Origin of the sequence: Kitasatospora sp. NBC_00458, assembly GCF_036013975.1 — a bacterium.
In the GTDB taxonomy this organism is placed as follows: domain Bacteria; phylum Actinomycetota; class Actinomycetes; order Streptomycetales; family Streptomycetaceae; genus Kitasatospora.
This window is the reverse complement of the sequence record NZ_CP107904.1, coordinates 4,369,864-4,390,049: the sequence shown is the minus strand read 5'-3', so window position 1 is coordinate 4,390,049 and position 20,186 is coordinate 4,369,864. Positions and strand designations below refer to the sequence as shown.

At 73.3% G+C, this 20,186-nt stretch carries 17 protein-coding genes, 1 tRNA gene and 1 pseudogene; 4 read left to right on the top strand and 15 right to left on the bottom strand.

Going from position 1 to position 20,186, the window contains the following annotated elements:
• Window positions 1-172 precede the first annotated feature (172 nt).
• Window positions 173-1,447, top strand: a complete 1,275-nt coding sequence (locus OG550_RS18030) for an SPFH domain-containing protein (RefSeq protein ID WP_327678797.1) — start codon at window positions 173-175, stop codon at window positions 1,445-1,447.
• Window positions 1,444-2,565 carry a C40 family peptidase gene (locus tag OG550_RS18025; RefSeq protein WP_327678795.1) on the top strand — a complete coding sequence of 374 codons (1,122 nt, stop codon included), beginning with the start codon at window positions 1,444-1,446 and terminating at the stop codon, window positions 2,563-2,565. Before OG550_RS18030 ends, OG550_RS18025 begins: the two co-directional genes overlap by 4 nt.
• A gap of 87 nt (window positions 2,566-2,652) precedes the next feature.
• On the opposite strand, the gene OG550_RS18020 is transcribed toward OG550_RS18025, so the two are convergent.
• On the bottom strand, window positions 2,653-3,618 hold the full coding sequence (locus OG550_RS18020) for an aldo/keto reductase (RefSeq protein WP_327678793.1): 966 nt from the start codon (window positions 3,616-3,618) through the stop codon (window positions 2,653-2,655).
• 294 nt (window positions 3,619-3,912) lie between these two features.
• Here OG550_RS18020 and OG550_RS18015 point away from each other — a divergent pair, with 294 nt between their 5' ends.
• A complete protein-coding gene (locus OG550_RS18015) occupies window positions 3,913-4,107 on the top strand; it encodes a hypothetical protein (protein WP_327678791.1) in 195 nt (64 codons plus the stop codon).
• A gap of 42 nt (window positions 4,108-4,149) precedes the next feature.
• On the opposite strand, the gene OG550_RS18010 is transcribed toward OG550_RS18015, so the two are convergent.
• The 8 genes and pseudogenes from OG550_RS18010 to OG550_RS17975 all read right to left on the bottom strand — a co-directional run bounded on the left by OG550_RS18010 (window position 4,150) and on the right by OG550_RS17975 (window position 14,614).
• Window positions 4,150-5,259, bottom strand: a complete 1,110-nt coding sequence (locus OG550_RS18010) for an endo alpha-1,4 polygalactosaminidase (protein ID WP_327678789.1) — start codon at window positions 5,257-5,259, stop codon at window positions 4,150-4,152.
• A 226-nt stretch (window positions 5,260-5,485) separates the two neighbouring features.
• Complete coding sequence (locus OG550_RS18005; protein ID WP_327678787.1) at window positions 5,486-6,187, bottom strand: spherulation-specific family 4 protein; 702 nt, start codon at window positions 6,185-6,187, stop codon at window positions 5,486-5,488.
• Complete coding sequence (locus OG550_RS18000; RefSeq protein WP_327678785.1) at window positions 6,184-7,089, bottom strand: NAD-dependent epimerase/dehydratase family protein; 906 nt, start codon at window positions 7,087-7,089, stop codon at window positions 6,184-6,186. Before OG550_RS18000 ends, OG550_RS18005 begins: the two co-directional genes overlap by 4 nt.
• Before the next feature lie 137 nt (window positions 7,090-7,226).
• Window positions 7,227-7,934, bottom strand: a pseudogene (locus OG550_RS17995) (nucleotidyltransferase family protein); the annotation flags it as partial.
• Window positions 7,935-8,005: 71 nt separating this feature from the next.
• The gene (locus OG550_RS17990; RefSeq protein ID WP_327678783.1) at window positions 8,006-8,998 is read right to left on the bottom strand and encodes an SDR family NAD(P)-dependent oxidoreductase; all 993 of its coding nucleotides are present in this window, start codon (window positions 8,996-8,998) and stop codon (window positions 8,006-8,008) included.
• An 88-nt stretch (window positions 8,999-9,086) separates the two neighbouring features.
• Entirely contained in the window at window positions 9,087-10,619 is a 1,533-nt protein-coding gene (locus tag OG550_RS17985; protein WP_327678781.1) for a hypothetical protein, read from the bottom strand.
• The gene (pelF, locus tag OG550_RS17980; RefSeq protein WP_327678779.1) at window positions 10,616-12,121 is read right to left on the bottom strand and encodes a GT4 family glycosyltransferase PelF; all 1,506 of its coding nucleotides are present in this window, start codon (window positions 12,119-12,121) and stop codon (window positions 10,616-10,618) included. The genes OG550_RS17985 and pelF overlap by 4 nt, the downstream gene beginning before the upstream one ends.
• A gap of 105 nt (window positions 12,122-12,226) precedes the next feature.
• The gene (locus OG550_RS17975) at window positions 12,227-14,614 is read right to left on the bottom strand and encodes a hypothetical protein (protein ID WP_327678778.1); all 2,388 of its coding nucleotides are present in this window, start codon (window positions 14,612-14,614) and stop codon (window positions 12,227-12,229) included.
• 415 nt (window positions 14,615-15,029) lie between these two features.
• On the opposite strand from OG550_RS17975, the gene OG550_RS17970 reads away from it, so the two are divergent.
• Window positions 15,030-15,938 carry a tyrosine-protein phosphatase gene (locus tag OG550_RS17970; protein WP_327678776.1) on the top strand — a complete coding sequence of 303 codons (909 nt, stop codon included), beginning with the start codon at window positions 15,030-15,032 and terminating at the stop codon, window positions 15,936-15,938.
• A 144-nt stretch (window positions 15,939-16,082) separates the two neighbouring features.
• On the opposite strand, the gene OG550_RS17965 is transcribed toward OG550_RS17970, so the two are convergent.
• The 6 genes from OG550_RS17965 to OG550_RS17940 form a co-directional block, all read right to left on the bottom strand.
• The gene (locus tag OG550_RS17965) at window positions 16,083-17,075 is read right to left on the bottom strand and encodes an RNA polymerase sigma factor SigF (protein WP_327678774.1); all 993 of its coding nucleotides are present in this window, start codon (window positions 17,073-17,075) and stop codon (window positions 16,083-16,085) included.
• Between the two features lie 191 nt (window positions 17,076-17,266).
• Complete coding sequence (locus tag OG550_RS17960; protein WP_442906014.1) at window positions 17,267-18,136, bottom strand: RNA polymerase sigma factor SigF; 870 nt, start codon at window positions 18,134-18,136, stop codon at window positions 17,267-17,269.
• A gap of 292 nt (window positions 18,137-18,428) precedes the next feature.
• Entirely contained in the window at window positions 18,429-18,722 is a 294-nt protein-coding gene (locus tag OG550_RS17955; protein WP_327678773.1) for a Dabb family protein, read from the bottom strand.
• A 60-nt stretch (window positions 18,723-18,782) separates the two neighbouring features.
• On the bottom strand, window positions 18,783-18,923 hold the full coding sequence (locus tag OG550_RS17950; RefSeq protein ID WP_320437731.1) for a hypothetical protein: 141 nt from the start codon (window positions 18,921-18,923) through the stop codon (window positions 18,783-18,785).
• Between the two features lie 483 nt (window positions 18,924-19,406).
• Window positions 19,407-19,496, bottom strand: a tRNA-Ser gene (locus tag OG550_RS17945).
• Between the two features lie 112 nt (window positions 19,497-19,608).
• Window positions 19,609-20,169, bottom strand: a complete 561-nt coding sequence (locus OG550_RS17940) for a nucleoside deaminase (RefSeq protein WP_327678771.1) — start codon at window positions 20,167-20,169, stop codon at window positions 19,609-19,611.
• Between the last annotated feature and the right edge of the window lie 17 nt (window positions 20,170-20,186).

The following is a 20,186-nucleotide window of genomic DNA, read 5'->3' as shown; positions in this document are numbered from 1 at the left end:
TCCGCTCACGTGCCTGCGCGTCAGGTCCGGCTTCAGATGATTCGTCAGTAAATGTCGACACGCAGTAGCTCAAATGTCGCATTTGATGACGTATGAACTTAGCCTGACTCTGGCACTGCCCGTCAGATCCGGGCCGCCCGTTGCGCGACACACTGAACCTGAGGATCCGTGCATGGACGTCACCCGCGATTCTTCGCAGCGACCCGACAACCCGCCCAAGGCACTCCCCCCGGTGCTGCCGGAACGTTCCGCCTCCGGCTCCAGCCCGTTGGTCAGGGCGCCCAAGCCGCCGAAGCCCGCCGGGCCGGTCGACAACGGACCGGCCACCACTCCGCTGGCGGTGGTCCCGGGACCGGCCGGTGTGCCGGTCGACCTGCGCGATCCGCTGGAGGCGGCCGAGTACACGGGGCCGGACGGCCCGGTCGAGCCGGAGGTGCTCCCCGTGGGCGCGCCCACCGCCGGTACCGCGCGCCGTCCCCCGCGCGCGGACCAGGCGCTGCGCGAGCACGCCGCTGCCGCGCTGCCCGGCTGGGTCGCCCTGTTCGGACTGCTGCTCGGTACGGCGGCCGTCCTGCTGGTGCTGCTGCGCGACGGCGTCATCCCGTACTGGGACACGCTCCCCGACCTGCGCACCGCCGCCGTCCGGGCCGGCGGCACGGCCGGGGTGAGCACCGGTTCGGTGGCCGCCGTCACCGCCGCCGGGCTGCTGGTGGTCCTCGCCCTGGCCGGGCTGCTGGCCAACGCGGGCGGCGAGACCCGGGTGCTCACCCGCTGGGGCCGCTACCGGGGCACCGTCCGCCGCACCGGCCTGGTCTGGGTCAACCCGCTGCTGCGCCGCCGCCGGGTGGACGTCCGGCTGCGGCACTGGCGCAGCGAGCCGGTGAAGGTCGTCGACCGCACCGGCACCCCGATCGTCGTCCGGCTGCTGATCGTCTGGCGGGTCAAGGACACCGCCCGCGCGATGCTGGCGATCGAGGACCACGAGAGCTACCTGCGCGAGCAGGTCCAGGCGGTGCTCACCCGGACCGCCTCCACGCTGCCGTGCGACAGCAACGCCGCTCCCGGCCCGGCGCTGCGTGACGGCCAGTGGTTCGCCGACGAGCTGACCCGGGCGCTGGCCGCCGAGGTCGCCCCGGCCGGGCTGGAGGTGTACTCGGCGCAGCCCCTGGCGCTGGACTACGCGCCGGAGGTGGCCGAGTCGATGCGCCGCCGCCGGCTGGCCGATCTGGACGCTGGTCTGCGCACGGTGCTGGTGGACGACGCGGTCGAGGCGGCGGCACTCGCCGTCCGCCGGCTGGAGCGGGCCACCGCGCACGAACTGGACGAGTCCGCCCGCAGCGCGCTGATGGAGCAGCTGCTGGTCGCCTTCGTCGCCCCGGCCGGAGTGGCCGCCTCGGTACCGTCCCCGGCCGTCAGGGCCGGGCGGAAGGAAGGACGACCGGCATGAGGATAGCCACCGGCCCGGACGCCGGATTCGCCCTCGGTCCCGGGCCCGGAGCCGACTCCGGGTTCGCCCCCGCCCCCGCCCCTGGAGCCGACTCCGGGTCCGCGTTCGACGCGGACGCGGCGCTGATCGGCTTCGAGGAGAGCTTCGGCAGCGGCCCGGCGGTCGCGGGCTGTGCCTGCCCGGCCTGCGCGGTCCGGCCGCGCGGTGCCCGGGTGGCGGAGTCGTCCGGCGGCGGGCGAATACACCGCGCGGTGCGCGGTACCTGCCTGGCCACCACCGTGCTGGCCGGCGCCGGGGTGGTCGGCCTGACCGCCGGTGCGGGGGCCGCGCACGCGGCGCCCGGCAAGCAGGGCTGGGACGGTTCGAGGTACTGGTTCAAGAACGGCAGCGGTGAGTGGCGGTACACCAGCCACTACGAGGTCTACCTCGGCCGCACCGGAAAGACGGGCGGCTCCGGCGGAGCGGCCCAGGCCGGTTCCGGGTCGGGTCCGGGGGCCGCGGCCGGCTCAGGCCCGGCGTCCGGGGCCAGCGGCAAGGCGATCGTCTCCAACGGCCCGGCGGCCGGGGCCCCAGGGGTGCGGCAGGGCTGGGACGGGTCGAAGTACTGGTTCAAGAACAGCGCCGGCGAGTGGCGGTACACCAGCCACCTGGACGTCTACCTGAGCCGCACCGGCCTGTCCGGTGGCGGCCCGGCACCGTCGCCGGCACCCGTGAAACCGGCCCCCCGGCCGTTCCCGGACGCCGCGCAGGCCTCCGGGAACGTCGAGTCGGCGCTCGACTACGCGCTCGCCCAGCTCGGCAAGCCGTACGTCTGGGGCGGCAACGGCCCGTCCGGCTACGACTGTTCGGGACTGGTGCAGCAGGCGTACCGGCGGGCGGGCATCCGCCTGCCGCGGGTGGCCGACGACCAGTACGCGGCGACCACGCCGATCACGGCCGGCCAGTTGCGCCGCGGTGACCTGCTGTTCTGGTCGGACAGCGGCCGCGCCTCGGGCATCCACCACGTGGGGATCTACCTGGGCGGCGGCAAGTTCGTCGAGGCGCCGCGGCCGGGCAGGACGGTCCGGGTGTCGACGATCAGCAGCGGCTTCCACCCGACCCACTTCGGTCGGCCGTAGCGCGGCCGCGTCGTCCACAGGCTGTGGACGGGCCCGCCGCCCCGTGCGGGTCCGTCCACAGCCTCCGTGCTGTCGAGGCCGCGGCGCTCAGGCGGAGGCGGCGTCCAGCAGGGCGGTCTGCGCGGGGGTCAGCTCCAGCGAGGCGGCCGCCAGCAGCGGCGGGAGCTGCCCGACCGTGCGGGCGCTGGCGATCGGGGCCGCGACCGTGGGGCGGGCGGCGAGCCAGGCCAGGGCGACGGAGGCGGGCTCGACGCCCTGCTCGGCGGCGACCGTGTCCAGCGCCTCCAGTACCTTGGGGCCGCGCGCGTCGGCCAGGTAGCGGCTGGCCCCCTCGGCGCGGGCGCTGTCCACACCCTCGCCGCCCGGGCGGTACTTGCCGGTGAGGAAACCGGAGGCGAGCGCGTAGTACGGCACGGTGGCCAGGCCGTGCTCGGCGACCACGTCGGCCAGCGGGCCCTCGAAGGTGCCGCGCGAGACCAGGTTGTAGTGCGGCTGGACGGCGGAGTACTTGGCCAGGCCCTCGCGCCCGGCGAAGTCGAGGGCCTCGGCGAGCCGCTCGGCGCCGATGTTGGAGGCGGCGACGGCGCGCACCTTGCCCTCGCGCACCAGCTCGTCCAGGGCGGTGACGAACTCCTCCACCGGGGTGTCGTCGTCCTGGTGGGTGTAGTAGAGGTCGATGTGGTCGACGCCGAGGCGGCGCAGCGAACCCTCGGCGGACGCCTTGATGTTGGCGGCGCTCAGACCGCGGGCCTCGGGGTGGAGGCCGACCTTGGTGGCGATGACCACGGAGTCGCGGTTGCCGCGCTTGCGCAGCCAGTTGCCGATGATCGTCTCGGACTCGCCGCCGGCGTTGCCGGGCACCCAGGAGGAGTAGGTGTCGGCGGTGTCGACGAAGTTGCCGCCGGCCTCCGCGTAGACGTCGAGGACGGCGTAGGACTGCGACTCGTCGGCGGTCCAGCCGAAGACGTTGCCGCCGAGGGAGATCGGGAACACCGAGAGGTCGGACGTGCCGAGCCGCACATAACGGGGGGCGTCGCTGTGGATTCCGGTCATGATCCGAGTCAACCGGATCGGGTGGGCGGTCATTCCGCGGGTCCGGCAGACTTCACAGGCTTTTCGCACGCCCGTAGCGCATGCCCGTGGCGCACGCCCGTGGCACGGGCCTGGGACCCTGCCACGGGCGTGCCGCGGGTGTGCCGCGGGCCGGACGCGGGCCGGACGCGGGCCGGACGCGGGCCCGGCGCCGGGGTGGTGCGGGGCGGGTCCGGCCGGAGCCCCGCACCGGGACTGCCCGGGAGGGCACACCGGGGTGTCGGCCGGGTCCCGGGATTCGTTAGAGTCCGTGCCATGGCTGACAACGACTACGACCCCGCCGGCAGCACCCAGATGTTCCGGGCCTTCGTCGACGAGACCCCGGCACCCCAGGCGCCGGGCTCCGTCAACACCTACGGCACCAGCAACAACCGCACCGGCGTGATCGCGCTGGTCGCCGTCGTCGCCCTCGTCGTGGTGGGCGCCGTCATCTGGCTCGCCGTCAAGTAACCCTCGCGATGGAATGCCTGGCGGCTCTGCGGCCCTTCTTCCTCAGCAGGGCTTCCGCCAGGCGTCCAGTTCGAGCTTCTTCTGCATCGAGCTGAGCCCCAGTGACTTGGACTGGGAGCAGAAGCGCTCGGTGCCGAGCTTGTACTCGACGTGGAAGACCGCCTTGCCCGCCTGGATGAAGGGGGAGAGGCGGCCGCACTCGTTGAACTCGGCGCACTCCTCGTTCACGGCGAAGTCGAAGTCGGCGAGCAGGGCCGGGATCTGGTCCAGGTCGTTCTTCAGGCCGATCGCCATGCCCCGTTCGTGGGCGAGCGAGGCGAGCATGCGGTTGTACCGGAGCTGGTCCTCGGCGGTCAGCGGGAAGCCGCTGTTCTGGTTGTACGCCTCGATGGTGTCGGGCTCGACGGCGTCGAAGCCCTTCTGCTTGCACATGTCGAAGCGTGCCGCCATCAGCGGCTTCAGCTGGTCGAGCTTGCGGATGTCGAACCACTTCTCGCCCTTCCAGCCGTTGCCGGAGCCCTGCAGGGCCTTGGCGAACGCGGCGGAGTCGGGGCGGAAGTCCTCCCACGAGCCGGCGTTGATGTAGCAGATCACCTTGCGGCCCTTGGCGTGCAGCGCGGCGACCACCGAGGCGTCGGTCTCGAAGCCGTCGATGTCGTAGACGGGGACGTCGACGGACTGATCGACGCCTCCGCCGAGCTGCCACTGCCAGGCGAGGCCGGGGGTGGGCTGCCAGCGGGCGCCGTTCGAGGTGCCGCCCGGCGTTCCGCCGCCCGGTGTCCCGGTGGTGGTGCCGGGCGGGGTGCCCGGTGTGGTGCCCGGGGTCGTGCCGGTCGGCGTGCCGGGCGTGCCCGCCGGGGTCCCCGGGGCGGGGGCGGTCGGGGTGCCGGGGGTCCCGGGCGGCGTGGTGCCGGGCGGCGTGCCCGGCGCGGGCGGGGTGGTCGCCGGGGTGCCGGCCGGGTCCGACGGGGAGTCGGCCGGGGTGGTCGGGCTGCCGGGGACCGGGGCCGCGGTGGCCGCCGGGGGCTGGGCGCCGGTGGCGTCGGCCGAGGGGTCGTCCTCGTCCTCCGGGCCGGAGCTGCTGCACGAGGTCGCCAGCAGGGTGGTGGCGAGGGCGAGGGCGGCCAGCAGGGGCCGGGTACGGCGGGTCACGGTGCTCGAACTCCGGGTCGGGTCAGGTCCGTTCGGTGACGGGCAGGTCGGTGACGGGCGATCGGGGCGTGGTCGGTCCGGCGGCGGCCGGTCCGAGTGGTGGCCGGTGCCGCGGTGACCGGTCGGGCCGGTCGGGCCGGTCGGGTTGGTCGGGCCGCGACGGCGGCGGGCGATGCGACGGTGGCCGGCCGGGCCGCGCCGGGTCGGCGGCGCGGGACCGTCGGCGTCATGCCTGGGACGCCAGTCCGGGGACGGTCAGGTCGTGCGGCAGCGTGCTCCAGGGGTTCTCCCCGGAGCCCGGGACCGCGCAGCCCGCGCCGGCCCGGCGGGCGGCGATCAGTGCGGTGGCCTCGCGCGCCCGCTCGGCGGGCACGTCGTAGACCAGGTGGCAGAACCGGGCGGCGGCGTGCCGGCCGGTCCAGAGCGGCAGGGTGAGCGACTGGTAGGCCGCCCAGTCCCCCTCGAAGGTGACCAGCAGGTCCGCGATCCCCACCTCGGCGTACCCCGGATCGGGGTGGTCGCCGTGGCCGAACACCACGGTGGCGCAGCCGGCGGCCCGGGCCGCGGTGGCGAGCCGCCGGTAGTGCGGCAGGGCGCCCGGCGCGGTGGACACCTGGTCGAGGTAGACGCCGGTGATCCCGTGCCGTTGACGGTAGGTCAGGATGTCGTTCACCACGGCGGCGTGCGGCCGGCGGCCGTAGTCGGTGTCGGCGTAGCCGAGCAGCGGCAGGCCCGCCCCGCGGAGCTGCTCCGCGGCCTCGGTGAAGACGTGGTCGGGCTCGCCGGGGCCGTCGGCGAGGTTCAGCACGACGGCGGCGATCCGCTTCGGGTCGGCGGCGGCGACCGCCTGCCAGGCCGCCGGGTCCACCGCGGGGTGGACGTACAGCGGCACCAGCAGGCGGCCGTCGTGGTGGCTTGCGCCGGTCATGCGGCGACCAGCGGGCCGGTGGAGAGCCAGAGGTCGCGCAGCGTCTCGTCGAGACCCGTCTCCGGCCGCCAGCCGAGCGCCCGGGCGGCGGCCGACACGTCGGCCTGCTGCCAGGAGACGGCCGTGGACCGCTCGGAACCGGCGCCGCTCTCGTCGATCCGGCCGGTGAACCCGGCCGCCGCGGCCAGGCCGTCGGCGATCGCGCGGACCGGCCTGGCCGTTCCGGAGGCGAGGTTGAGCACCCGGGGCAGCGGGCCCCGGGCGGTGACGGCGAGGCCGACCGCACGGGCGATGTCCCGGGCGTCGACGAAGTCGCGGTGCGCCGAGAGGTCCCCGACCTTCACCACGCCTTCGGCGCCGTCCGGGGCGGCCCGGCGCAGCTCGGCGGCCAGCCGGCCGGGCAGCGAGCCGGCCGGGGCACCCGGGCCGACCGGGTTGAACACCCGCAGCACCACGGCGTCCAGCGGCGAGCCGGCCACCGCGAGGGAGCCGGCCAGCTTGGTGGCGCCGTAGACGCTGACCGGGCGGGCGTCGGAGTCCTCGGCGAGCGAGTCGCCGGGGGCGCAGACGCCGTACTCGCCGGCCGAACCGATGTGCACCAGCCGGGCCTCCGGGACGCCCTGTCCGAGCGCCTCGCAGAGCACGGCCGGGCCCCGGGCGTTGACCTCGGCGAGCGTGACGGCACTGCCGGCCACCGCACCCGCGAAGTTGACCACCGCGTCGGGCGCGAGCGCGGCCAGCTGCTCCCCGAGCGGGCCGGCCTGGGCGGCCGCCAGGTCGAGGCGCAGGTCGTGGTCGGGCCGCCGCCCGGCGGTCAGCACGGTGGCACCGGGCAGGGACCGCAGGACGGTGGCGGCGTGCCGGCCGAGGAAGCCGTCGGCACCGAGCAGCAGGATTCTCACGCGGCCCGTCCGTCGTTCTCGGAACCGGCCTGGCCCACCGAGGCGGGCTGGTCGGCGGCGGTGTCCGGGGCGGTGCGGGCGGCCGGGATCGGCAGCTCCTGTCCGCTCGGGACGGCGTACAGGCCCTCGGCCTCCTCGCCCGGGAGCAGCAGCGAGCGGTTGAGCGCGAACTCGGCGTTGGCCCGGTCGTAGTCGTCCGGGCGGCCGATGTCCAGCCAGTAGCCGCCGAACTCGTAGGCGGCCGGCGGGGTCTTCGCGGCCAGCAGGTCCAGCACCAGCTCGTCGAAGCCGAGCGGCAGACCCGGGGTGTACTTGGCCAGCGCCGAGCGCGAGACGCCGTACACGCCCATCGAGACCCGGTAGTCGATGGTCGGCTTCTCCTGGAAGCCGGTGATCGAGCCGGACTCGGTGGTCAGCACACCGAAGTCGATCTTGACCTGGCGGGCGTAGGTGGCGATGGTGAGCGGCGCCCCGGCCGCCTCGTGGTGCTTGAGCACACCGGCGAAGTCCAGGTCGGTGAGCACGTCGCCGTTCATCACCAGGAAGTGCTCGGGCAGCCGGTCCTGCATGGTGAGCAGCGGGCCGAGGGTGCCGAGCGGGCTGTCCTCGACGGCGTAGCCGACCCGCAGCCCCCACTGGGAGCCGTTGCCGACGTAGGCGCGGATGATGTGGCCGAGGTGGCCGATGGCCAGGGTGACGGTCTTGAAGCCCGCGGCGGCGAGCTGGCGCATCACGATCTCCAGGATCGCGTGCTGGTCGCCGATCGGGACGAGCGGCTTGGGAAGCGCAGTGGTGTAGGGGCGGAGACGGACGCCCTTACCACCGGCCAGGATCACTGCGTGCATGGTGTTTCCCCCACGGAAGTCGGTGCGACAAAGGGGCCTTCGATGCCGGGAGCGGACGGAAGGCGGGCTGGTCAGACGTTGTAGATGTCGGTCTTGTAGCGGGCCAGGTTGGCCGGGTCGCGGAAGAACTCGATGGTCTGCTCCAGGCCCTCCTCCAGGGAGTGCGCGGGCGTCCAGCCGGTGGCGGCGCGCAGCCGGGTCGCGTCGGCGACCAGGCGCATGACCTCGGAGTTGGTCGGACGGATCCGCTGCTCGTCCTCCTTCACCGTGACGTCGACGCCCATCAGCTTGCCGACCAGGGAGACCAGGTCGCCGACCGAGATCTCGCCGCCGGTGCCGGCGTTGAAGGTCCGGCCGACCACGGCCTCGGCGGGGGCGGTGCCGACCGTGCGGAAGGCCAGCGCGGTGTCCTTGACGAACATGAAGTCGCGGGTCGGGCGCAGGTCGCCGAGGGTGATCTCGGTCTCGCCTGCGGCCAGCTGGGCGATCACGGTCGGGATGACGGCGCGCATCGACTGGCGCGGACCGAAGGTGTTGAACGGGCGCAGCGTGACGACCGGGGTCTCGAAGCTCGCGTGGTAGCTGTCGGCCAGCCGGTCCCCGCCCGCCTTGGAGGCGGCGTACGGGGACTGCGTGTTGATCGGGTGGTCCTCGGTGATCGGCACGGTCTGCGCGGTGCCGTAGGTCTCGCTGGTGGAGGTGTGCACCAGGCGGGGGATGTCCAGGTGGCGCACCGCCTCCAGCACGTTGAGGGTGCCGGTCACGTTGGTCTCGATGTACGAGTGCGGTGCCTGGTACGAGTAGGGGATCGCGATCAGGGCGGCCAGGTGGTACACCGCCTCGGTGCCCTTGACCAGGCCGTTGACCGAACCCGGGTCGCGGACGTCGCCGAGGACGATCTCGACCGAGTCCAGCACCTCCTTGGAGAGGGTCTCCAGCCAGCCGAACGACGAGAACGAGTTGTACTGGACCATCGCGCGGACGTGATGGCCGTCGGCCACCAGGGCCTCGACGAGGTGGGAGCCGATGAAGCCTTCGGCTCCGGTGACGGCGACGCTGCTCATGCGGTGATTCGCTTTCTTCTCTCTGGGGACTTGTTTTGCTCGACCCGGCCGGGTGTGTGGACGGTGTGGTGACCCGGCCGGGGATGGTTCAGCGGTGCTTGGTGGTGCGGCCGAGCACGGGCCCGGCGATGGCGGTGAGGACCGCGGCCGCGGCCCCGCAGCCGATCAGCTGCAGGACGGTCGGGTCCACACCGGTCAGCAGCCCGGCGCACTCGGCACCCGCGGCGGCCAGACAGATGAGGGCGGTGCTCCAGCTGAGCCCGAAGGCGTTCAGCAGCAGCGCCAGCCAGAGCGAGCCGCCCAGCAGCAGCAGCGCGCCGAGCTCCGGGACGCCCAGCGCCGGGGCGCCGGGCCAGAGCACGGTGGCGGCGGCGTCGAGGGCGGCCACGGTGGTGAGGTAGATGAAGAGGCAGCCGAGCAGCACGCCCCCGGTGCGGCGGACGAACTCGATCGGCGTGTGGCTGGTCCGCAGCGCGGCCACGGCCATCGCCCGGTACCGGAAGAGCAGCCACTCGGCGAGGCCGAGGCTGAGCGTCAGGGCGATCATGGCCGGCCCCGTCGGGCTGGCCGAGGCGCCCTCGGCGGCACCGGTGCGCACCGCTTCGTGCACGGTGACGCCGAGGCCGGCGATCATGGTCAGGGTGCCGACGGCCAGGCCGAACAGCAGGTGCGGCACCTCCTTGACGAGCGGCAGCCGCAGCGGCACCGGCTCGGCCTCGCCGCGCCGGCAGCGCACCAGCTCCCGGGCGGCCAGGCCGATCGCCAGGCCGAGCGAGGCCAGCAGCACCGCGGTGCGGACCGTCTGCGGCACGTCGACGGCCAGCACCACGCCGGCGCCGACCGCGGACGGCGCCAGGGCCAGCAGCAGGAACTTCTCCCGGCCGAGCACCAGCAGCACGGTGGCCGCCGCCAGGTAGCCGGACTGCCCGGCGGCGAAGCACAGCGCGCCCAGCGGCCCGCCGACCACGTACCCGGCGGTGGCCGCGACCAGCGCGCCCAGCGGCGCCCCGATCGCCAGGCAGGCCCCGGCGGACCGGCGCCGGCCCCGGCCGAGCCAGGCGTACGCGCGGTGCGCCAGCGCCTGGTTCCAGGCCCAGCTCACCAGGGTGGCGACGGAGAGCGCGAGCATGCCCGAGGGCAGCCCGAACCGCATCCGGTCGGCGGCGAACAGGTTGGCGCCGAGCAGGTAGCCGAGGCCGGGCAGGGCGAACACCAGACCGCGCACCACGCAGCGCCACGGGTCGGCCCGCCAGGGGTTGGCGAACTCCGCGCTCGGCCCGGGGTAGCGGCGCTCGACCTTCTCGAACAGCTCGGCGGCGACGGTGAAGGCGTCGGGCCGGCCGTACAGCAGGGCCGCCTGCTCGTCGGAGAGGCCGTCGGACTCCAGGAAGGCCGCGATCTCGTACGGGTGGACGGCGTCCGCGCAGACGTCGCGCAGCCGCTCGGCGAGTTCGTCCAGCGGGTCGGGGGAGAGGTCGAGCGGGTCCTCGACCGGCGTGGGGAGCTGCGCGGGCAGGGTCGGGCGGCGCCGCCCCCGCGGGGGGAGGGTGCGCAGCTGCACGGTCTGCTCGGCCCAGTCGGGACCGGCCTCGTCGGGGACGAGGCGGAGCGGGCCGCTCATGCCGTGACCTCGCTGCGCTCGTGCTCGGACGGCTGCTCCCAGTCCGGGTCCGGCGGGCCGTCGGTGACCGCGACCACGCCCTCCGGCAGCCAGCGGGAGGTGCCCAGCAGCTCGGTGTAGATGCCGCGGAAGCCGTCGATGTTCTGGCGGAGCGTGAACTGCTCGATGACCCGCAGCCGGGCCTGCTCGCCGAGCCGGGCCCGCCGTTCCGGGTCGCGCAGCAGCTCGATCGCGGCGGCGGCCATCGGCTCGGGTTCGCGCGGCGGGACGACCAGGCCGGTGTCGCCGACCGCCTCCCGCACACCGCCGACGTCGGTCGAGACGGTGGAGCGGCCGCAGGACATCGCCTCGATCAGGGTGAACGGGAAGCCCTCGCTGATGGAGGAGAGCATCACCACGTTCCCCGCCGCGTACGCGTCGGTGATGTCCGCGACGCGGCCCTCGAAGACCACCGAGTCGGCGATGCCGAGCTCGGCGGCCAGGGCTATGCACCCGTCGCGGTACGCCTCGCCGCCCTTGGGCGTGCCGCCGAACAGCCGCAGCTTCGCGTCGGGTATCTCGCGCTGGACGATCGCGAAGGCGCGGATCAGCGTCTCCAGGTCCTTGATCGGGTCGACCCGGCCGGCCCAGCTGAGCGTGGGGGTCTCCGGCTCGGGCCCGGCGGGCGGGAAGGCCGCGGGGTCGACGCCGTTGTAGACGGTCCGGATGTGCGCGGAGGGCGTGCCGCCGCGCTCCTCCCAGCGCCGGTTGTACCGGTTGCCGGGGGTGACCAGCGCGGCCCGCCGGTAGCTCTCCTCGGCGAGCATCCGGTAGAAGCCGAGCAGCAGGGCCTTGACCGGCCAGCGGTACGGGCCGGTGCGGTAGCCGAGGTAGCGCTCGCGGAGGTAGATGCCGTGCTCGGTGAGCAGAAACGGTACGCCGTACTGCTGTGAGGCGATCAGGCCGGGCAGGGTGGCGAGGCCGCCGCTGGCGGCGTGCGCCACGCCCTCGCGGGGCGGCTCGGCGGAGAGCGGCCGCAGCGCGTGCTCCAGCAGGTCGGTGGCGTTCAGCGCGTCGTGCAGGGTGGGCCGGGAGACGGCGGTGGAGAGGTACTCGCGGGTCCAGACGTGCTGGAGGGTGCGCAGGGCCCGCTCGCTGCGCAGCGCCGGACTGAGCAGTCCGCGCTGGGCGAGGTCGGCGAAGCCGTACAGCTCGGTGCCGAAGTGGGTGGTGTAGACCGGGTCCAGGATGGAGTGCAGGAAGCGCTCGTACGCGTTGAGGAAACGCCGCATCTCCTTGCCGCGTGGCGCCCGGCCGTCGGAGGCCGGACCCCAGAGCGGGGCCGTGGTGACGGACCGCACGTTGGCGGGCAGTTCCCAGGCCAGCGGTTCGTGGCCGGTTCCGGTGACGGCGATGATGTCGAAGTCGACGTCCGGCATGCCCTGGACGAGCTGGTCACACCAGACGCTGACACCACCGTGCTGGTGCGGGTACGTCCCCTCGGTGAGCAGGGTGACGCGCATCTCTGTCCCCCCTCCTGTTCTTGCGTCAAGCACCCGGCCGTGGTGGCCGGGTCGGGTGGTTCCGGTGACGGGCCGGGAGGACCGGCCCGCCACCGGGTCACCTGTCTAGCGGGTGCCGGGCTGTCCGGCGGTCTTCTTGGCGGGTTCGGCCTTCCCCCCGGAGGCCTTGCCGTGCTGCTGGGTGGTGCCCTTGCCGGCTGCCTTCCCGGCGGTACCGGTCGTGCTACCAGCAGTGGTACCAGTGACCGCGCCCTTGCCCGCCACCGGGGCCCCGCTTCCGGGGACCAGGGTCGGGGCGTCGGTGCGGTCGGTGTCGCCCGGACCGGCCGGGACGGCGTCCGCCGTGCCCTGCGGCACGACCTTGGTGTCGCTCGGGGCCGGTGCGGTGACCGACTTGGCGGCGACGCCGGGAGCGGCGGCCGGGGCCGAGGCCGGGGTGGCGGCGGCCGGCAGCTTCAGCTGGATCCCGCTCTGCAGCTGGCCGGGCTTGACCCAGCCGGAGAGCGAGCCGGCGTAGGCGGTGCCGAACGCGGTGGTGCCGATGGCCAGCTTCTGGACGGTGCCGGTCGGCATGGTGGCCTGGACCTGGACGCCGGCCGGGGCGTTGACCGTGATGGTGTCGCCGACCCGGTAGGCGGTGACCTGGCCGGACGTGAGCGCCGTGTTCCAGGCCGCGCGGCGCTGGAACTCGACGCCGAGGTCCTTCTGCGCCAGGTTCACGATCGGCGTGTTGTCCGCGTGCAGCGAGCGGTAGGTGGAGAGGATCCGCTCCAGCACCGGGTAGACGATCCGGTCCTCGGACAGGTTCGACTGGTGGATGAAGTGCGGCCGCGGGTCGTTGCTCAGCACGTGGCCGAGGTCGATCCGGGCCTCCAGCGGAACGATGTACGAGAGGTAGCCGGTGTTCACGTCCAGCGGCGTCGGCAGGCAGGTGGAGTTGGCGTTGTTCTCGCAGACGCCGCTGCCACCGTTGGCCGCGCTGGTGTAGATCCAGTTGTACTCGTCCGTCTGCTCCTTCGCCGTGCCGGCGTTGTAGAAGACGTTCATCGGGTAGCGCGGGACGGTCAGCACGCCCGAGCCGATGGACCGCTGGGCGGCCTCTCGGGACGCGTCGCTGGCGGTCCACTTGACCCCGTTGGCGGCCAGCGCGGGCGCCAGGAACGGGTTGTCGCTGGTCTCCTGCGGGGCGGTCAGCAGACCGGAGTGCTCGCCGGTGACGAGCTCCGTCTTGTCCAGCGTGAGGTTGCGGGCGGCGGCCCAGTCGAGGTTGTTCTTGACCTGGGCGTTGATGGTCGCCTGGTCGATCCAGACGGTGTTGCCCGCGCCGTCCTTGGTGCACTTCCACGGGACCACCGACACGTCCTGGAGGCAGCCCAGGTACGGGTGGGTGTAGGTGTGGTTGACCCAGCGGTAGCTGGTCTGGTCGGCGATCATCTGGTCCACCACCGGGTCGGTGGTGGTCTCGTGGTCGGCCTTCCAGTCCTCGCTGCCGCCGCCGTTGAACACCATGTCCATGGTGAAGTTGTTGGCGGTCTGCCACTGCTTCGCGTACTGCGCGTCGGCGACCGTCATCCGGATCGGGTTGGCCGTCTCGGGGGTGCCGGGCGGGCAGGTGACGTCACCGGGGGTGCACTTCAGGACGGTGTCCCAGCGGTCGTCGGAGAGGAAGACGTCGTCGACGTGGGCCGCGAAGTAGTTGCGGTCGTAGCCGAGGTGGACGCCCTGGGTTATCCAGTCGACTATGCCGCGGGCCAGCAGGCGGTACTGCTGCTGGTACTGGTTGTAGACGAAGGTGACGACCAGCTCCTTGCGGCCGTCGTGGCTGTACTCGCCGACCAGCGAGCCCTTGGCCGTGCTGCCCGGGATCGGCACCTCGACGAGCGGGGTGAAGGTCGATCCGGCGGGCAGGGTGGCCAGCGGGGTGGCCAGGTAGCCGTAGCTCTCGGAGACGGCCGGGTCGTTGTCCTCGAACGGGACGGAGCCCTTGAGGTACCCGAACGACCCCGTCAGGCCGGCCGTGGAGACCTCGCCCTGGAAGCCGTCGAGGGTGCCCATGTAGCCCGGGTTGACGGCCCAGTTCAGGCCGACCTCGGGCCGGGCGTAGGTGTACGCGTCGACCTGGCGGACGTTGAACGCGGCCTCGTACGCGGCGATCGCGGTCATCTCGGCGGAGCCGGCCGCGAACGGGTTGTCGTTGGGCAGGACGATGCCCTGGTACTTGCCGCGGGGCTGCCCGTTCAGCGTGTCGCTGAGGAAGGCGGCGTCGATCACCGGACGGTTGGCGTCGTTGAGATCGACGATCTTGTACGGGGTGCCCTGGCTCTTGAGCTCGGCGGCGATAGCCGCCGTCGCCGGTCCGCCGTCACTGATGACCAGGACCGTGAGGTCGATCCGGGGCGTCGTGGTGGCACCGTGCGCGAGGGACGACTGCAGGCCGCCGGCCAGCAGAACGGCTGCCGCGCAGGCGGCAACTCTTCGGGTCGCTCGACCCATGTTGTCTTTCCTCCCCTGGGCAGGGCGCTCCGCTGCTCGGCGCTCGCCCGCCCTGTCGCTGTTCGCAGGCAGCAGGCTGCCCGGCGCCCATCCTGGTGGAGACTCCGTTCCAGGTGGGACCAAATGGGCAGGAGTGCAGCGAATCTGTTACCAACGTTCATGGCTGAGCCATGAAAGCGCTGATTGTGGCCGGAACCGCACCGGCTGCGCAAATAATCAATTAAAAATTAAAAACCGGAGCCTGAGCGTTACCGCTGCTCACCCACCGTGTGTCCTGGGCAGGCGGGCGGGACCCTACACTGGCGGCGTCGCGCACCACACTCTCGCACGTCCTGCCGTTTCGATGGACAGGTTCATGCAATATCGCGCAGGGTTGTGCCACGTCACCGTCCGAATATCCAATGGAGGCCGCCGCGTGACCGAGCAGCAGACCGAGACCGTCGTTTCCCCGGCCGCCCGCAGCCTCGGTCTGCTCGGTGCCGTCAACGCCCGCGACCTCGGTGGCTACCCGACGGCCGACGGCCGGGTGCTCCGCTCCGGTGCCGCCCTGCGCAGCGACGGCCTCAACCGGCTCACCGGCGAGGATCTCGGCCTGCTCGCCGCTCTGGGCCTGCGGCAGGTCGTCGACCTGCGCAGCCTGGAGGAGGTGCGCGAGGCCGGTCCCGACCGGGTCCCCGGCCTGCCGGTCGCGGCGATCGCGGTGTCCGAGGGACCCGCCACCGCGATCACGGTGGAACGCGCCGAGCCCGACGGCATGACCCTGCATCACCTGCCGCTTTTCGCCGTCGACTTCGACATTTACGCGACGCTGCGCGAGGCGCTCGCCGATCGCAGCGCCGAGAAGCAGCGCGCCCTGCTCGGCGACGGCCGGGCGGGCGCGATGATGACCGGTCTCTACCGCTGGTTCGTCACCGACCGGATCGCGCGCGAACGGTTCGCCGCGGTCCTGCGCCTGCTGGCCGCGCCCGGCGGCGCGCCGATGATCTTCCACTGCTCGGCCGGAAAGGACCGCACCGGCTGGACGGCTGCGGTGCTGCTCACCGCGCTCGGCGTGGACCGGGAGACGGTGTACGCCGACTACCTGCTCACCAATGAGCGCGCGGCCGCGGTCGTCGACGCGGTCGTGGAGAACTTCCGCGCCCGCGGCCTGATGAGCGAGCCCGAGCTCCTGCTGCCGATCTTCCGGGCCGAGCGCGACTACCTGGACGCGGCGTTCGAGGAGGTCGAGGCGGGCTGGTCCGGGTTCGAGGCGTTCTGGACGGACGGCCTCGGCCTGGACGACGAGGTGCTGGCGGGCCTGCGGGCCAACCTGCTGGAGCCGTAGGCGGTCGACCGCCCCGCGGTCCGGGCCGACATCGCGGGGCTGAACCGCGGGGGACTGAAACGCCCGGCGCGGCCCGGGGTGCGGCCGAGGGGCCGCGTGTCCGGCGGGAACCGCCGGACACGCCCCGGGGGCGGGCGTCGAGCGTCACCCCTCGCTGATCAGGCCCTCGCGGAGCTGGGTGAGGGTCTTGGTCAGCAGCCGGGAGACGTGCATCTGGGAGATGCCGATCTCCTCGCCGATCTGCGACTGGGTGAGGTTGCCGAAGAACCTCAGCATGATGATCCGGCGCTCGCGCGGCGGCAGCTTGGCCAGCAGCGGCTTGAGCGACTCCCGGTACTCCACGCCCTCCAGCGCGAGGTCCTCGTAGCCGAGCCGCTCGGCCAGCGGTCCGTCGCCGTCCTCCTCGCCCGGGCTGGAGTCCAGCGAGCTGGCGGTGTACGCGTTGCCGACCGCGAGGCCCTCGACCACGTCCTCCTCGCTGACGCCGAGGCAGGCGGCCAGCTCGGCCACGGTGGGGGAGCGGTCCAGCCGCTGGGAGAGCTCGTCGCCGGCCTTGGTGAGCGCCAGCCGCAGCTCCTGGAGCCGCCGGGGCACCCGGACCGACCAGCTGGTGTCCCGGAAGAAGCGCTTGATCTCGCCGACCACCGTCGGCATGGCGAAGGTCGGGAACTCGACCCCGCGCTCCGGGTCGAACCGGTCGATCGCCTTGATCAGGCCGATCGTGCCGACCTGGACGATGTCCTCCATCGGCTCGTTGCGGCTGCGGAACCGCGCCGAGGCGTACCGGACCAGCGGCAGGTTCAGCTCGATCAGGGTGTCGCGGACGTAGGCGTGCTCGGCGCTGCCGGGTTCCAGGGCGGACAGCCGCAGGAACAGCGAGCGGGAGAGCGTCCGGGTGTCGAGTCCCGCCCCGGGCTGGGCCGTGGCGGCCTCCTGGGCCGGTCCGGGGGCCGCCCCGGCGGCGGGCGTCGGGGCGGGCTCCGCGGGCGTCACCGGTCCCGCCCCGCCGGGGGGCGGCGCCGTTCCGGTGCCGGGCGGTGCCGCCGGACCCCGCTGGAACGGGAACCGGTCGACGGCGACCGTCGCGCCCTGGGCCTGACCAGCGTGGATCTCCGCAGTGCCCAGCTCTCCGGACATGCACCCACCCCCTTGTGACTGACAGTTGAACGGGCGCCCCGGCCCGGCGGTTCCCGAGCGGGGCCCTCCCCCTCCATACCGGAACACGGTCTCCGGCAAACCCGGAGGTCGCAAGACGTCACGCGGCGGTAACGCGGAGCGATCCGGCCGTCGCGCGGCGCTCCGTCCCGTTCCGGCGGGGACCGTGACGGTCAGTCCTCCCAGGAGTTGCCGGTCCGGAGCCTGGTCAGGATCCGGGAGAGCAGCCGGGAGACGTGCATCTGGGACATCCCCAGCTCGGTGCTGATCTGCGACTGCGTCAGGTTCGCGAAGAACCGCAGCATGACGATCCGCCGCTCCCGCTCGGGCAGCTGCACCAGCAGGTGGCGGACCATGTCCCGGTGCTCCACCTCGGCCAGCGCCGAGTCCTCGTACCCGAGCCGGTCGAGCAGGGCCAGTCCGCCCTCGTGCTCCTGGGCCGCCTCCAGGGAGGCCGCGTTGTACGCCCGCCCGGCGTCCAGGCAGGCCCGGACGTCCTCCTCGGGGATGCGCAGGCTGGCGGCGATCTCCGGCACCTTGGGGGCCCGGCCGTGGGTCACCGTCAGTTCCTCCATCGCGCCGCTGACCTGGACCCAGAGCTCCTGCAGCCGGCGCGGGACGTGCATGGTGCGGACGTTGTCCCGGAAGTAGCGCTTGATCTCGCCGAGGATGGTCGGCAGCGCGTAGGTCGGGAACTGCACGCCCCGGGTGGGGTCGAACCGGTCGATGGCGTTGATCAGGCCGATCGTGCCGACCTGGACGACGTCCTCCATCGGCTCGCTGCGGCTGCGGAAGCGGGTGGCGGCGTACCGGACCAGCGGGATGTTGACCTCGATCAGCGCGGCCCGGACCCGCTCCCGCTCGGGGGCGTCCGCGGGCAGCTCGGCGAGCCGCTCGAAGAGCACCCGGGTCAGGGTCCGTACGTCCACCACCGGGCGGCCGCCCGGTCCGCGCAGGCCGTCGGGGCGGAGTTCCCCGGCCGGGCTGATCACGGAGGCCAGTACCTCGTCGTCCGGCGCGCTCCCTGGTGTCCGCACGGACACGTCACCCCTCCCAAAGTCGACAACGGTGAGACCTGTGGACCGGGTGTCGTCGGGTTTCGTGCACCACCTCGCGATGTCCGGCAAAACCGGTCATAGCATCACAAGGCGGGCGCACGTCGGGCAAGTACCGAACTGAGGTGTGTTGGTGCTGTGCGGGGGCTCCGGCGGGACTCCCGGAGGCGCGGCCCGGGGATCGTTCCGGGACAGAGCAAGGCGCCCCGCCCGGGTTCCGGGCGGGGCGCCGCGGCCGTCCGGGGGACGCGCCGGGGCGCGTCCGGACGGTCCTCCGTGCTCAGACCTCGATGTCGGCGATCACCCAGGTGGCGAACTCGCGCCACTGGCCGGCCGCGGCCTGGTGGGCCGGGTGGGTGAGGTACGCCTGCAGGGCCTCGCGGTCCTCGACGAGACTGTTGATCGCGTAGTCGTAGGCGATGTCGCGCTCGGTGGTGTTCCAGCCGCACTCCCACTCGCGCAGCTCGGGGACGACCGGACCGAGCTCGGCGAACGCCTTGGCGCCGGCGAGCGCGCGCTCGTCGTCCCTGCCGACGCCTTCGTTGAGCTTGAACAGGACCAGGTGCCGGATCACGATGCCGCTCCTCGCGGACGGGGGTGGGGTCGGGGCCCACCGTAGCCGGTGGGTCGCCGGCTACTTCACCAGCCCCGTCATGAAGGTGCCGACCGCCTTGGCGGCGTTCGAGATGCCTTCGAAGCCCAACTGGACCAGCTCGGCGGCACGGGCCGGCGAGGTGATGATCGTGTAGAGCACGAAGATGAGCAGGAGGACCATTCCGATCTTCTTCGCCTGCGCCATCCGGTGACCTTCCTCCGAGCTGTGGGCCGCCGCCATCCGGTCCCCGAGCGGTCCTCTGCAGTGGGCAGCTTATCCACCCGGACGGCCTATCAGGTGTGCGACGCGTTCACCCGGCGGGACGAAGGTCCCCGCGACAGGGGCCTTTCTCCGGGTGCCCGCTCGGGGATCCGACGGCAGGATGGATGACGTACCGAGGATCTGGCAGGAATCCCCGGTGCGTGGATCCGGAGCTCCCCGCTGTGGGACCGGGTGTCGCGACTCCCCCCGAAGCGACTCCCGGTTGTGGGACTCCGCCGGGGGAGCGGTCAGTCCCCCCGAGCCGCTCCCCCCTTCCAGGCTCCGTACTCGATTGGGCGTTGGTGGTCATCGGCCCCCCGGGTGCGGAGCCCTTTCCGCGTATGAGGGTGCGCGGAAACGCCGAGGGCCCGTCCGGACTTCCGGACGGGCCCTCGGGCTCTCTGGCGGTAGCGGTGGGATTCGAACCCACGGTGAAGTTGCCCCCACACACGCTTTCGAGGCGTGCTCCTTTGGCCGCTCGGACACGCTACCGAGGGGAACTCTACCGGACGGGTGGCGCCGTCACGAAATCCGTATCGGGAGGGGGCGGGTGGCGGCCCGCGCGCCCGGTGCGCGGCGACTGCCGGAGGCGGTCGGCGGTGGTTCAGCGGTGGGCGCCGAAGAAGGCGCGGAGCTGGGCGCCGCACTCGTCGGCGAGGACCCCCGGGATCACCTCGGGGCGGTGGTTGAGCCGGCGGTCGCGCATCACGTCGAAGAGGGAGCCGGCCGCGCCGGCCTTCTCGTCGAGGGCGCCGTAGACCACGCGGTCGATCCGGGAGAGCACGATCGCGCCCGCGCACATGGTGCAGGGCTCCAGGGTGACGACCAGGGTGCAGCCGCCGAGGCGCCACTCCCCCTCCCGGCGCCCGCCGCCACCCCCGTCCGGCGCGCTGCGCGCGGCCTCGCCGAGCTTCGCGGCGGCCTGGCGGATGGCGACGACCTCTGCGTGGGCGGTCGGGTCGCCGACGGCCTCGCGCTCGTTGTGGCCGCGGCCGAGGACCTCGCCGTCCGGTCCGAGGACGAGCGCCCCGACCGGGACGTCTCCGGTGGCCGGCGCCAGCGCGGCCTCGGCGATGGCGAGGCGCATCGGCGCCGCCCAGCGGTCACGGACCGGGTCGGGGCGGACGGGGGCGGGCAGCGGCTGGATCGGGCGGGCGGACTGCATGGCATCCAGTGTCGGGC

Coding starts and splice junctions, on each gene's coding strand:
- OG550_RS18020 (WP_327678793.1), bottom strand. CDS start 3,618: ATGACCGGAATCCACAGCGACGCCCCCCGTTATGTGCGGCTCGGCACG.
- pelF (WP_327678779.1), bottom strand. CDS start 12,121: ATGCGCGTCACCCTGCTCACCGAGGGGACGTACCCGCACCAGCACGGT.
- OG550_RS18025 (WP_327678795.1), top strand. CDS start 1,444: ATGAGGATAGCCACCGGCCCGGACGCCGGATTCGCCCTCGGTCCCGGG.
- OG550_RS18030 (WP_327678797.1), top strand. CDS start 173: ATGGACGTCACCCGCGATTCTTCGCAGCGACCCGACAACCCGCCCAAG.
- OG550_RS18015 (WP_327678791.1), top strand. CDS start 3,913: ATGGCTGACAACGACTACGACCCCGCCGGCAGCACCCAGATGTTCCGG.
- OG550_RS17990 (WP_327678783.1), bottom strand. CDS start 8,998: ATGAGCAGCGTCGCCGTCACCGGAGCCGAAGGCTTCATCGGCTCCCAC.
- OG550_RS17965 (WP_327678774.1), bottom strand. CDS start 17,075: ATGTCCGGAGAGCTGGGCACTGCGGAGATCCACGCTGGTCAGGCCCAG.
- OG550_RS17985 (WP_327678781.1), bottom strand. CDS start 10,619: ATGAGCGGCCCGCTCCGCCTCGTCCCCGACGAGGCCGGTCCCGACTGG.
- OG550_RS17940 (WP_327678771.1), bottom strand. CDS start 20,169: ATGCAGTCCGCCCGCCCGATCCAGCCGCTGCCCGCCCCCGTCCGCCCC.
- OG550_RS17950 (WP_320437731.1), bottom strand. CDS start 18,923: ATGGTCCTCCTGCTCATCTTCGTGCTCTACACGATCATCACCTCGCCG.
- OG550_RS18005 (WP_327678787.1), bottom strand. CDS start 6,187: ATGACCGGCGCAAGCCACCACGACGGCCGCCTGCTGGTGCCGCTGTAC.
- OG550_RS17975 (WP_327678778.1), bottom strand. CDS start 14,614: ATGGGTCGAGCGACCCGAAGAGTTGCCGCCTGCGCGGCAGCCGTTCTG.